Source organism: Herbaspirillum huttiense, from assembly GCF_004367745.1.
GTDB lineage: Bacteria > Pseudomonadota > Gammaproteobacteria > Burkholderiales > Burkholderiaceae_D > Herbaspirillum > Herbaspirillum huttiense.
In genome coordinates this window covers 3,326,061-3,338,675 of the sequence record NZ_CP037993.1, presented here as the reverse complement: position 1 = coordinate 3,338,675, position 12,615 = coordinate 3,326,061, and the positions used below count along the sequence as shown (strand labels likewise).

9 protein-coding genes are annotated in these 12,615 nt (G+C 63.8%); 6 read left to right on the top strand and 3 right to left on the bottom strand.

Going from position 1 to position 12,615, the window contains the following annotated elements:
• Nucleotides 1–16 precede the first annotated feature (16 nt).
• Nucleotides 17–847 (top strand): HDOD domain-containing protein, encoded by an 831-nt coding sequence (locus E2K99_RS14995; protein WP_121041844.1) that lies wholly within the window; start codon nucleotides 17–19, stop codon nucleotides 845–847.
• A gap of 186 nt (nucleotides 848–1,033) precedes the next feature.
• On the opposite strand, the gene E2K99_RS14990 is transcribed toward E2K99_RS14995, so the two are convergent.
• Nucleotides 1,034–1,972: a dienelactone hydrolase family protein gene (locus E2K99_RS14990; RefSeq protein WP_134222747.1), complete on the bottom strand. Its 939-nt coding sequence runs from the start codon at nucleotides 1,970–1,972 to the stop codon at nucleotides 1,034–1,036.
• A gap of 409 nt (nucleotides 1,973–2,381) precedes the next feature.
• Nucleotides 2,382–5,297 carry a phosphoenolpyruvate carboxylase gene (gene ppc / locus E2K99_RS14985; protein ID WP_134222746.1) on the bottom strand — a complete coding sequence of 972 codons (2,916 nt, stop codon included), beginning with the start codon at nucleotides 5,295–5,297 and terminating at the stop codon, nucleotides 2,382–2,384.
• A 244-nt stretch (nucleotides 5,298–5,541) separates the two neighbouring features.
• Here ppc and hemC point away from each other — a divergent pair, with 244 nt between their 5' ends.
• From hemC to ppa, 5 genes are all read left to right on the top strand, one after another.
• A complete protein-coding gene (gene hemC, locus E2K99_RS14980) occupies nucleotides 5,542–6,498 on the top strand; it encodes a hydroxymethylbilane synthase (RefSeq protein WP_134222745.1) in 957 nt (318 codons plus the stop codon).
• The gene (locus tag E2K99_RS14975; RefSeq protein ID WP_134222744.1) at nucleotides 6,482–7,279 is read left to right on the top strand and encodes a uroporphyrinogen-III synthase; all 798 of its coding nucleotides are present in this window, start codon (nucleotides 6,482–6,484) and stop codon (nucleotides 7,277–7,279) included. Before hemC ends, E2K99_RS14975 begins: the two co-directional genes overlap by 17 nt.
• Nucleotides 7,280–7,314: 35 nt before the next feature.
• Nucleotides 7,315–8,523 carry a uroporphyrinogen-III C-methyltransferase gene (locus E2K99_RS14970; RefSeq protein ID WP_039785432.1) on the top strand — a complete coding sequence of 403 codons (1,209 nt, stop codon included), beginning with the start codon at nucleotides 7,315–7,317 and terminating at the stop codon, nucleotides 8,521–8,523.
• 20 nt (nucleotides 8,524–8,543) lie between these two features.
• Entirely contained in the window at nucleotides 8,544–9,743 is a 1,200-nt protein-coding gene (locus tag E2K99_RS14965) for a heme biosynthesis protein HemY (protein WP_121041830.1), read from the top strand.
• 277 nt (nucleotides 9,744–10,020) lie between these two features.
• Nucleotides 10,021–10,554 carry an inorganic diphosphatase gene (gene ppa, locus E2K99_RS14960; RefSeq protein ID WP_006463345.1) on the top strand — a complete coding sequence of 178 codons (534 nt, stop codon included), beginning with the start codon at nucleotides 10,021–10,023 and terminating at the stop codon, nucleotides 10,552–10,554.
• Nucleotides 10,555–10,774: 220 nt separating this feature from the next.
• Here the strand turns inward: ppa and E2K99_RS14955 are convergent, their stop codons facing one another.
• On the bottom strand, nucleotides 10,775–12,475 hold the full coding sequence (locus E2K99_RS14955) for a peptide chain release factor 3 (protein ID WP_134222743.1): 1,701 nt from the start codon (nucleotides 12,473–12,475) through the stop codon (nucleotides 10,775–10,777).
• Nucleotides 12,476–12,615 lie beyond the last annotated feature (140 nt).

Here is a 12,615-nt window from a genome sequence, read left to right as displayed (position 1 = left end):
CTTACAGGAGAGAAGCATGAATTTGGAAGCACTGTTTCAGCAGCAAACTGCCTTGCCGAGTATTCCCAAGGTGGTGCAGGAAGTCATCGAAAGTTTCAACAACGAATCGGTCTCGATTGAAGAGATCGCCAAGAAACTGGCCGCAGATCAGGTCCTGAGCGCGAAGATCCTGCGCCTGGCCAATTCATCCTATTACCACGTCTCGCGCACCATCGGCACCGTCGATGATGCGGTGCTGATGCTGGGGTTCATGACGGTTCGTACGCTGGTGGTAAGCACCGGCATGGCTGGCAGTTTCAAGAAGCTGCCCGGCGTGGACCTGAAGCTGTTCTGGCGCTACAGCCTCGATACGGCCATCGTCGCCAAGTGGCTGGCCAAGCAGAAGCAGGTCAAGCTCAATTCCGATTTCGCTTTCACGGTCGGCCTGATGCATGCCATCGGCCAGCTGGTGATGCACGCCGGCATGCCCGAGCAGGCGTTGGAGGTGGACAAGGTCGCCGGTCCCCTGGATGCGCGCCGCCTGGATGTGGAGCGCCAGTCCTTCGGCTACGACTTTGCCGATGTGGGTGCCGAGCTGGCACGCCGCTGGCGTTTCCCGGACGAGTTCGCCAAGGTCATCAAGGCCTTCCCGCAGCCGCTCAAGGGCGAGTTCGATCCCTTCGCCGCGGTCGTCCACCTGGCTGCCTGGCGCGCCCGAGCCGAAGAAAACAAGTACTCGGCCGACGAACTGGAATCGACCTTCCCGACGGAAGTGGCCGCCAAGCTGGGGCTGAGCCTGGCCACCTTCACCGAGGACATGCCGCCGCTGGCCGAACTGGGCGAGGGCATGCAGGACCTGATCTCCTGAGCGGCCTGATCCGCCCCAACAGGGCAGGCCGGCGAGCGCCGAAGTACGGTGGTTTCCGGCCGATGTGAAGGAAAAGGATGTAAAAAACGACAATGCCGGCTCCCGCAAGGGGTCGGCATTGTCGTTGGTGAAGGGTACTGTCAAAACCCGGGAGGCGCGTGGCCGGCCCGGATCCTCAGTGTTTCCTCAGTAATTCAGCTTGGCGTCCAGGAAGTTGAGCATGGAGCGATACGCCTGGCTGCGCGCATCCGGGTTGCCGCCGCTGGTGACGCCTTCGCCGCGCTTGCCCACGCCGGCCACATCCATGCGCACGTGCACCGGCAGGCCGGGCGCGTCGAAGTCGTGATAGGTATCGGGATAGAGGCGCAGAGCGATCTCGGTGTCGCTGCCCTTCATCTTCTCTTCGATGGCTTCGCAGGCCTGGGGCGGCGTCCAGTCATCGTTCTCGCCCATCAGGATCAGGAGCGGTGCGGCCGGTTTGAAGGGCTCGCTGGTCTTGGCGTACGGGCGGCAATCCGGATAGAAGGCCACGGCGGCGCGCGGCTGGATCTTGCGCACGGCGACGTCGGTTTCGGCCAGGTTGATCGAGGCCAGCAGGGTCGACGCGCCATGCGACCAACCCAGCAGGGCGATGCGCTTCACATCCACATCCGGCTGCGAAGTCACCCAGTGCAGGGCGGCCTGCACGTCATAGCGGCGGTTCATGGCGCTGACTTCGCGCTGGGCCACGGTGTCCTGGCAGGTAGAGCGGCGGCCGCGCGGGGTGAAGCTGTCCGGGAACAGCACGTTGTAGCCGGCGTCGCTGAGCACGCGTGCCATCGCCAGGTGGCGCGGCGTGAATTCCCCCTTGCCATCCTTGACCATGCTGTACAAGCCGCCGCAGCCATGCAGGGCGATCACGGTCGGTGCCGGGCCCTTGGTGGTAAGCGACTTGCGTGCCTTGATCCAGACGCCATAGAGCGCGGTGGCCTTGCCGCCCTTGCTGTCCACGCTGGTGAGCGAGACGCGGCGTGCTTCCAGTGGTGGCGGCGGTGCCGAATTGGGCGCGGCCTGCACCCAGGAGCCGATCACGGCCAGCGATGCTGCAATGCAGAACGCAGCCAGCGGTTTTCCCCAATGTCGCATGATGTCTGATTCCCCGTAGTGATGCCAAATCGTTGCCTGACGGCCTTTCCCGCCAACGGGGAAAATGGTCGCTGAAGCAATAAGCTTCACGGATTGCAACGACTGTATGTATTTGAATTCTTCAGCTTGTATTTTACAAAAGCGAAGCGTCGTGCGGCAGGGAAGATGCGTTTTTGCGGTGCAAAAATCTGATCCATCACAAGGGCGCGCCTGCACCTGTGCGTCGCCTGCAACAGCTTGTCGCTTCGTCAAATGTCATAAGAGCCATCTGTTATCGGCATGCAAACGCTGAACTTGAGACGGGGCGTCTCAGACATCTTGCCAGGCCGACATCGCAGGTGCAGCGCCCAATAAAAAGGGCCGCCCGCATCGGCGGGCAGCCCTTGTAGTGGCAAGACGAACGCGTTGCTCAGCCGGTATTGCGCAAGCCGGCGGCCACCCCGTTGATGGTGAGGTGGATACCGCGCTGCACGCGTTCTTCCGGCGCACGCTTCGCTGCAGCCGTAGCGCGGTGGCGCTTGATCAGCTCGACCTGCAGGTGGTTCAGCGGATCGAGATAGGCGAAGCGGTTCTTGATCGAGCGCGCCAGCAGAGGATTGCCGGACAGCCGTTCCTTGGTGCCGGTGATGGCCGAGAGCACGCTGCTGGTACGTTCATGCTCGCCGGTGATGCGGCCGAAGATGGTGGTACGCAGCTTGCGGTCCGCCACCAGCCCGGCATAGCGCGAGGCCACGGCGAGGTCGGTCTTGGAGAGCACCATGTCCATGTTCGACAGCAGGGCGGCGAAGAACGGCCATTCCTTGCACATGGCGCGCAGGGTGGCCAGACGCTTTGCGCTCTCCTTGGCATTGCCGGCTTCTTCCAGCCAGCCCGAGACCGCGCTGCCGAAGCCATACCAGCCCGGGAAAAGCAGGCGGCATTGGCCCCACGAGAAGCCCCAGGGAATGGCGCGCAAATCCTCGATTCGCTGGGTCGCCTTGCGCGAGGCCGGGCGCGAACCGATGTTCAGTTGCGCGATCTCGGCGATGGGCGTGGCCGCGAAGAAGTAATCGGTGAAGCCCGGGGTCTCGTACACCAGGTTGCGATAAGCGCGATAGGCACGCTCCGACAGTTCTTCCATGACGCGCTCGAATTCGGCCAGCTTCCTGGCTTCCTTGCCATCGGTGGCTGCGGGCATCAGGCTCGCTTCCAGGGTGGCGGCGACCAGCAGCTCCAGGTTGCGGCGGCCGATTTCCGGATTGGAGAACTTGGAGGCGATGATTTCACCTTGCTCGGTCAGGCGGATCTGGCCGTTGACCGTGCCCGGCGGCTGCGCCAGGATGGCCTGGTAGCTCGGACCGCCGCCACGGCCGACGGTGCCGCCACGGCCGTGGAACAGGCGCAGCTTCACGCCGGCTTCATTGAACAGTTCCACCAGCTGGTTCTCGGCCTTGTAGAGTTCCCAGTTGGAGGTGAGGAAGCCGCCATCCTTGTTGGAATCCGAATAGCCCAGCATCACTTCCTGCAGCTTGCCGTGCTTGGCGATCAAGCCCTTGACCTGCGGCAGGGTCAGCCAGCCGCGCATGATCTCGGCCGCACAGCGCAAGTCGGGAATGGTCTCGAACAGCGGAATGACCATCAGCTCCAGCTCGTGCAGCTGGTTGCCTTCGATGTGCAGCAGCCCCGTTTCCTTCTGCAGCAGCAAGACTTCCAGCAGGTCGGACAAGGTCTCGGTGTGCGAGATGATGTAGTTGCGGATCGCGCGTTCGCCATAGCGGCGGCGAATTTCACGCGCGGCGCGCAGGATGGTCAGCTCGGAATTGGTTTCGTCGGCGTACTGCAGGTAGGGCGAATACAGCAGGCGCGGCCTGGACAGTTCACCCAGCAGCAGGGCGATCTTGCGTTCTTCGGTCAGGCCCGCATAGTCGGCCTCGACCTGGGACTTGGCAAACAGCTCGGCCAGCACGCGCTCGTGCACGTCGGAGCTCTGGCGCATGTCCAGCGTGGCCAGGTGGAAGCCGAAGATTTCCACGGCACGCTTCAATCCTGCCAGGCGCGGCTTGACCAGCGCGACACCGTGATGGGCCTGCAGCGAGGCCACCAGCACCTCCAGTTCGGCCACGCATTCGGCCGGGCTGGCGTAGGGCGCAGCGGCCCCGATTTCCTGGCGCAGGATGTTGACCACGCCCAGCGAACGGGCCGTGGCGGCCAGGCGCGCGTAGATGCCGATGAGGGCACGGCGGTAGGGTTCGTCGGCGCGGTGCTCGGAGTGGTCCGGCGAGGCATCGGCCAGGGCCAGCAGTTCCGGGCTGGCCGCGACCATCAGGGTGGAGATGGACATCTCGGCCCCCAGCGTGTGCACTTCGTCGAGGTAGTAATCGAAGATGGTGGTGGACTGGCGCTTCAGCGCATGCTGCATGGTGGCGGCATTGACGTTGGGGTTGCCGTCGCGGTCGCCGCCGATCCAGCTGCCCATCTGCAGGTAGGGCGGCAGCTCCACGGCGCGGGTCTTGGCGCGCGAGGGGAACTGGCTGTCGATCTCGGCTTCGATGTCGTCATACAGCGCCGGCAGTTCGCGCAGGAAGGTGATGCGGTAGTAGGAGAGGGCGTTCTCGATCTCGTCCGCCACCGTCAGCTTGGTATAGCGCAGCATGCGCGTCTGCCACAGCGTGGCGATGCGTGCGCGCAGCAGTTCGGTGTTGTGGCGCAGCTCGCGCGGGGTCAGCGGCAGGTCGCGTTCGGCCACCAGGCGGGCAATCTCGCGCTCGGCATCCAGGATGGACTTGCGCTGCACTTCGGTCGGGTGGGCGGTCAGCACCGGCGACACCAGGGCTTCCTTCAGGAAGCTGCGCACTTGTGCGCCCGAGACACCGGCATCATCCAGGCGCGACAGTGCATAGGCCACGCTGCCGGGTTGGGCTTCGGAACCGGCCAGCAGGTGCGCGCGACGGCGGCGGTTGTGGTGCTGGTCTTCGGCGATGTTGGCCAGGTGCGAGAAATAGGAAAACGCGCGCACCACCGAATTGGTCTGGTCGCGGGTCAGTTTCTTGAGCAGCTTGTCGAGCTCGGCACCGGCCTTGGCATCGGATTCGCGGCGAAAACGCACGGCGGTCTGGCGGATGGTTTCCACCACCTCGAAGACTTCATCGCCTTCCTGTTCCCGCACGACTTCGCCCAGCAGGCGTCCGAGCAGGCGGATGTCTTCCTTCAGGGGCGCATCCTTGTCGGTGCTGCGGGCGGGTTTGGTGACGGTCTTGCTGGCCGGGCTGCGCTTGGCGGCAGTGGTGGCGCGGGGCGTGGAGGGAGTGGAACGGGCACTGCGTGGTGTTGGATTTTTAGTCGCCATGATCAACGGTTGCTGCGGTTTTCGGAGGAGAAAGTCGTGCTTGTGGATCGGATTGCCGTGGGTGTGCGTGCTAGAATTTGCCTCGTTTTTGGTGTGCGTCTCGCTTCTGGTCGCTGTGATCGATGTGCGTTGCTGCTTGCCCTCGATCGCTTTTTTAATCGTATTGTTCAGTCTGGATGCGCCGGTCTCCTGCTTTCCTTGTCTCCTCGGCCGCGGGTGCCACGACTGAATCGGAAAGCCCGTCTTGAAAGAATTTCCTCCTTCCAACATCGTCATCGTCTCGCGTGAAAGCCGCCTCGCCATGTGGCAGGCCGAGTACGTGCGGGACCGTCTGGCCGCATTATATCCGCAGTGCAGCATCAATATCCTCGGAACCACCACCCGTGGCGACCAGATTCTTGATCGCGCGCTTTCCAAGGTCGGCGGCAAGGGCCTGTTCGTCAAGGAGCTGGAAGTGGCCATGGCCGAAGGCCGCGCCGACCTCGCCGTGCACTGCCTGAAGGACATGCCGATGGACCTGCCCGAAGGCTTCGAGCTGGCCGCCATCCTGGAGCGCGAAGACGCGCGCGACGCTTTCGTCTCCAATGACCATGCCTCGCTGGACGCGCTGCCCGATGGCGCCATTGTCGGCACCAGCAGCCTGCGCCGCCAGGCCATGATCGCTGCGCGCTATCCGCAACTGGTGGTCAAGCCGCTGCGCGGCAATCTCGATACCCGCCTGGCCAAGCTGGATCGTGGCGACTACGCCGCCATCATCCTGGCCGTGGCCGGCCTGAACCGCCTGGGCCTGAAGGCGCGCATCCGCTCCTTCCTCGATCCCGAACAAAGCCTGCCCTCGCCCGGCCAGGGCACGCTGGCCATCGAGATCCCCGAAGGCCGTGACGACATCAAGCGTCTGCTGGCCCCCTTGCACGACGAGCCGGCAGCCGTGGTCTCGGCAGCCGAGCGTTCGGTCTCGCGCATCTTCGGTGCCAGCTGCCAGATCCCGCTGGCGGCCTACGCCACGCTGGACGGTGACCGCCTGCACCTGCGCGCCATGATCGCCACCCCCGATGGGGCACAAGCCGCTGCCGCTGAAGCCGAAGGTTCGCCGGATGCGCCCGAGGCGCTCGGTGCGCAAGTGGCCGATCTGCTCAAGTCGCGCGGTGCCGATGCGATTCTGGCGGCCTGCAAGGCCCAGGCTGATGCCGCTTCGGCCTGAGACCCCTGCACCGTTGCCAGTGGTCGTGACACGGCCACTGCAACAGGCCGGCGGCTTTGCCGAGCGCGTGCAGCAGCTGGGCCGGCGTGCCGTGGTATTTCCGCTGCTGGCCATCGGCCCGGTGGAAGATGACAGCGAACTCAAGGCCACGCTGGCTCGCCTGCACGACTTCGCACTGGTGGTCTTCGTCAGTCCCAATGCCATCGATGCCGCCTTTGCCCATCTGCAGGGCTGGCCGCGTAATGTGCCCATCGGCATCGTGGGGGAGGGCAGCAGGGTGGCCTTGCGCGGACATGGCGTCGATAGCGCCAACGCCACCATCTACGGCCCGCAGCGCGCCGACAAGATGGATTCCGAGGAATTGTTCAAATCCCTCCCGTTGGAACAATTGCGCGGCCGGCGCGCTCTGATCGTGCGCGGCCAGGCCGGCCGCGATTTCCTGAGTGAAGCTTTGCAACAACAGGGCGTAGAGGTCGAATTCCTCACCGCCTACCGTCGCCTGGCCCCCGAATTGAACCCGCAAAGCCGCCTGCAACTGCTGGATTTGCTGGACGGTGGTGCCGACTGGGTCATCACCAGTTCCGAGGCCTTGCGCAATTTGCTTCACTTGGCAAGACTAGCCGGGGGCGAGGAACGTGTGGTAAAACTGCAACGACAACGCATCGTCGTCTCTCACCACAGGATCGCCGAGACCGCGCGGGAGCAGGGTTTCGTGCAGGTGGTCCTGACCGGCTCGGGAGATGAACGCCTGCTTGCCGCCCTTGTTCCACCCGCTCCCTGAGTGGCCGCGTAATTTGCCGCGTTACAATCCAGCCCATGAACGAACAGCAACCCACTCCCCAATTGCCGGAGCCTCAACCGCAAGCCAGCCACAGCGCTGGTGCTGCGGCCCCGCAGGCGTCCTATACCTTCACTCCCCCGGATGGCACGGCCGTGCTGCGCCGCCGCCAGCGTGCGCAGACCATCGTGCTGCTGCTGGTCATCGCCGGCCTGGGCGCACAGTGGTGGGTCTCGCATGCCGAACTGCGCGACCTGCGCAGCGAAGTCGCGCAGCGCCTGCAGAATGGCGACAACAGCAGCAATGAACTGAAGGGCGTGCTCAAGGCCGTGCAGGAGAGCACCAAGGAACTGCAATCCAAGGTCAGCGTGCTCGACAGCAAGCAGGCCGAGTCCCAGAGCCAGCAACTGGCGCTGGAACAGATGTACCAGGACCTCAACAAGAACCGCGACGACTGGGCCCTCTCCGAAATCGAGGAAGTCCTTTCCACCGCTGACCAGCAGCTGGAGCTGGCCGGCAACGTGCAAGGCGCGCTGATCGCCCTGCAGAATGCCGATAAAAGCCTGTCGCGTTCGGACAAGGCGCAGTTCATCGCCATCCGCCGCGCCATCGCGCGTGACATTGAGCGCCTCAAGGCCCTGCCGACAGTGGACATCGCCGGCATCGCCGTGCGTCTGGACAGTGCCATCGGCCAGGTCGACAACCTGCCGCTGCTGGTCGATGAGCGTCCGGTGGAGTCGGCCAGCGAGCCCAAGCCGCAGCCGGTGAAAACCGCTGCCGCCGAGAAGCCTGCCGCCAAGGGCGATGCTGCCCATGCCAAGACCAAGGCCGAAGCTGCGCCTGCGGAAGCGTCTGCCTGGTCGCAATGGCTGGCCGGTGCCCGCGAAACCTGGCGAAGCATGAGCACTGAAATGTGGTCCGAGCTGCGCCAGCTGGTGCGCATCCGCGAAGTGCAGACTCCGGAAGCGATCCTGCTCTCGCCGGGCCAGGCTTACTTCGTGCGCGAGAACCTCAAGCTGCGTTTGTTGAATGCACGCCTGGCGCTGCTGTCGCGCAACGAGTTCGCCTTCCGCAATGACCTGGCCTCGGCCCAGGACACCATCGCCAAGTATTTCGATACCCGCGCCAAGCAGGTCCAGACCACGCAGGCGCTGTTGAAGCAGGTGCAGGGCAGCAATGTCTCCATCCAGTTGCCCACGCTGGCCGAAAGCCTGAACGCGGTGCGCAACTACAAGGCCCGTCCGTGAGCCGCTGACGGGAACCTGATATGAAAATTCTGCTCTGGCTTCTGACCCTGTTTGCCTCCGCCATCGGCCTGGCCGTGCTGGCGCGCTTCAACCCCGGCAATGTGGTGCTGTTCTATCCGCCGTACCGGATTGACCTGTCCCTGAACTTCTTCATCTTCGCCGTGCTGGCGGTGTTCCTGACCATCTACGTGGTCATCCGCGCCATCCGCCTGACGCAGAAGCTGCCCGGCCGCGTGATCGCCTATCGCCGTGCCAAGCGCGAGAATGAAAGCAACAAGGCCCTGCGCGATGCCCTGAAGGCCTACTTCGAAGGCCGCTTCGGCCAGGCCGAGAAGTCCGCCACGCGCGCAGCCGACCTGCCCGACAACGCCGGCATCGCCGCCCTGATCGCGGCCCGTGCCGCGCATCGCATGCGCCAGGGTGACCGCCGCGACATCTGGCTGGCCAGCACCGAAGTCGATCCGACCTTGAAGGCTGCGCGCCTGATGACGGCGCTGGAACTGCAAGTGGACGAACACCACTTCAAGCAGGCGCTGGAAACGGTGGAAGAGTTGAACGCCAACGGCACGCGCCACATCCAGGCCCTGCAATGGGCGCTGAAGGCCAACCAGCAAGCCAAGAACTGGCCCGAAGTGCTGCGCCTGGTGCAGACCCTGGACAAGCGCAATGCCCTGCATCCGGCCTTGTCGAACCGCCTGCGCGAGCTGTCTTACGATGCCTTGCTGTCGGACCGCTCGCACGATGCCGAATCGATTCGCCTCTTGTGGAATGGCGTGCCCGGCGTGGACAAGCTCAAGCCCTACATCGCCGCACGGGCCGCACACGCCTTCTCCAGCCGTGGCCTGCATGACGAAGCGCGCAGCCTGCTGGAACGCGCGCTGGCCGCCGACTGGGATATCCGCCTGCTGCGTGCCTATCGCGAATCGACCGCCGAAGCCGGCTCGCCGGCCCTGCTGTCGCAGATCGAGCATTGCGAATCCTGGTTGTCCAAGAATCCGACCGATGCCGAACTGGCCCTGACCCTGGGCATGTTCTGCCTGCGCCAGAAGCTGTGGGGCAAGGCCCAGCGCCATCTGGAACAAGCCCTGTCGGACGCCATCGAACCGCGCACCGTGCGCGAATCGCACCTGGCCCTGGCCCAGCTGCACGAGGCGCTGGATCAGCCGGACCAGGCCGCCGGCCACTACAAGCAATGCGCCCTGGCCACGGCCATCCGCTGAACTTGTTGCGCTGGTGAATGACCAAGGCGGAAGCGGCGCGAGCCCTTCCGCCTTTTTCATGTGCGCTGCCGGGCACTGTCATGTTGGCGTAAGTTGCACCGGCCAAGATGCCGGTCTGAGCCTGAATGCCGCTATAATTGCCGCTTTCCGGTGTTTGGCATGCCAGAACTGAGCATTAAGCCCCGTTTAATGCTCATTGCATCGAGCGTTAAACAAGATGCCCTTGGCGCTGCCGGCCCGAAAACCGCTTTTCGTTTCTTTCCCTAGTGAGAATCCCATGAGCCTGAACAACGTCCCCGCTGGCCGCGACCTGCCCAATGACTTCAACGTGATCATCGAAATCCCGATGAACGCCGATCCGATCAAGTACGAAGTGGACAAGGACACCGGCGCCATCTTCGTCGACCGTTTCATGGGCACTGCCATGCACTATCCGTGCAACTACGGCTACATCCCCCAGACCCTGTCGCAAGACGGCGACCCGGTCGACGTGCTGGTGATCACCCCGTTCCCGCTGATCCCGGGCGTGGTGGTGCGCTGCCGTCCCATCGGCGTGCTGAAGATGGCCGATGAATCGGGCATCGACGCCAAGCTGCTGGCCGTGCCGGTCGACAAGATCCTGCCGATCTACACCCACTGGCAAAAGCCGGAAGACCTCAACGAACTGCGCCTGAACCAGATCAAGCACTTCTTCGAACACTACAAGGACCTGGAAAAGGGCAAGTGGGTCAAGGTCGAAGGCTGGGAAGGCCCGGACGCCGCCCGCGCTGAAATCCTGGCCGGTGTGGAAGCGTTCAAGAACGCCAAGTAATTCCCCATCAGCAAGACATAAAAAATCGCCCGACAGGTTGCGCCTGTCGGGCGATTTTTTACGTCGATTACCAAGACCACCGTTCGGACTGAGCAGGCCCGAACGGGCCGTATCGAAGGCGCTCCGTCAGCGGATGTCCGCCGCAGTCTCGTCTTCGATACGACGCTGCGCGTCTACTCAGTCCGAACGGTGGGGGCGTGCGCAGTGCAAGAGCAAAAACTTAGTCCAGCTTGGCCGCGTGCTCGCGGGTAGCGTGGAAAGTGATCTCCGGCCAGCGTTCCTGGGTCAGGCGCAGGTTCACGCCCGAGCTGGCCAGGTAAGCCAGGTTGCCGGCTGCATCGATGGCCAGGTTGGCACCGGCCGAGGACTTCTCGAAGTCGGCCAGTTTCTTCTTGTCATCGCAGCTGATCCAGCGCGCGCTGCTGATGCTGGTGCCTTCAAACACCGCATCCACGCCATATTCGTTGAGCAGGCGGCTGGCCACCACTTCGAACTGCAGCACGCCCACTGCGCCCAGGATCAGGTCGCTGCCGGTCACCGGCTTGAAGACCTGCACCGCGCCTTCTTCGCCCAGCTGCTGCAGGCCCTTGTGCAACTGCTTGATCTTGAGCGGATTGCGGATGCGTGCCACGCGGAAGAAGTCCGGTGCGAAGTAGGGAATGCCGGTGAACTGCAGCATCTCGCCTTCGGAGAAGCTGTCGCCGATCTGCATGTTGCCGTGGTTGGGCAGGCCGATGATGTCGCCGGCATAAGCTTCTTCGACCTGTTCGCGGCTGGAGGCCATGAAGGTCACCACCGAGGACACCTTGATGTCGCGGTTCAGGCGCAGGTGCTTCAACTTCATGCCGCGTTCGAAGCGGCCCGAGCACACGCGCAGGAAGGCGATGCGGTCGCGGTGCGCCGGGTCCATGTTGGCCTGGATCTTGAAGACGAAACCGGAGAAGGGCTCTTCGGTCGGCTTGACCTCGCGCACGGTGGCGTCGCGTCCGCCCGGACCCGGCGCCCAGTCCAGCAGCGCATCGAGGATCTCGCGCACGCCGAAGTTGTTGATCGCCGAACCGAAGAAGACCGGCGTCTGCACACCGGCCAGGAAGTCTTCCAGGTTGAAGGGGTGGGAGGCGCCATGCACCAGTTCCACTTCCATTTTGAGCTGTTCGATTTCCAGCGGGAACATCTCGGCCAGCTTGGGGTTGTCGATGCCCTTGATGATTTCCACGTTGCCGTTGGCGCGTTCTTCACCGGCCTTGAAGAGCATGATCTCGTCACGCAGCAGGTGATACACGCCACGGAAATTCTTGCCCATGCCGATCGGCCAGGTCACCGGTGCGCACTGAATCTTCAGCACCGACTCCAGCTCATCCAGCAGCTCCAGCGAATCGCGGGTCTCGCGGTCCAGCTTGTTCATGAAGGTGATGATGGGCGTATTGCGCATGCGGCAGACGTTCAACAGCTTGATGGTCTGTTCTTCCACGCCCTTGGCGGCATCGATCACCATCAGCGCCGAGTCCACGGCGGTGAGCACGCGATAGGTATCTTCCGAGAAGTCCTGGTGGCCCGGGGTGTCGAGCAGGTTGACCACGTGGTCGCGGTACTCGAACTGCATCACCGAACTGGCCACGGAAATGCCGCGCTGCTTTTCGATTTCCATCCAGTCCGAGGTCGCGTGGCGGCCGCTCTTGCGGGCCTTCACGGTACCGGCCAGCTGGATCGCGCCCGAGAACAGCAGCAGCTTTTCGGTCAGCGTGGTTTTACCGGCGTCGGGGTGGGAGATGATGCCGAAGGTACGGCGGCGCTTGACTTCGCGCGCGATCAGGTCGGACGAGACCTTGGTGGCGGCGCCAGGCGCGCTGGCGTTGTCTGCATCAGCCGCCTCAGGGGCGTTGGCGGCGACTTCGGGGAGTTCGTTGCTGGGTTCTTGCATGGCGGATCGGTCGGGGTGGGAGCCCGGCGGAACGCGGCCCCTGGCGCGGCTGGACGATCCAACCCGCTTGGCCTTGAGCGGCGCGCACTGTTCCTTTGACAAGGAGGCGGCGCACGCCCTGTTCCGACAGCTCTGGAAAA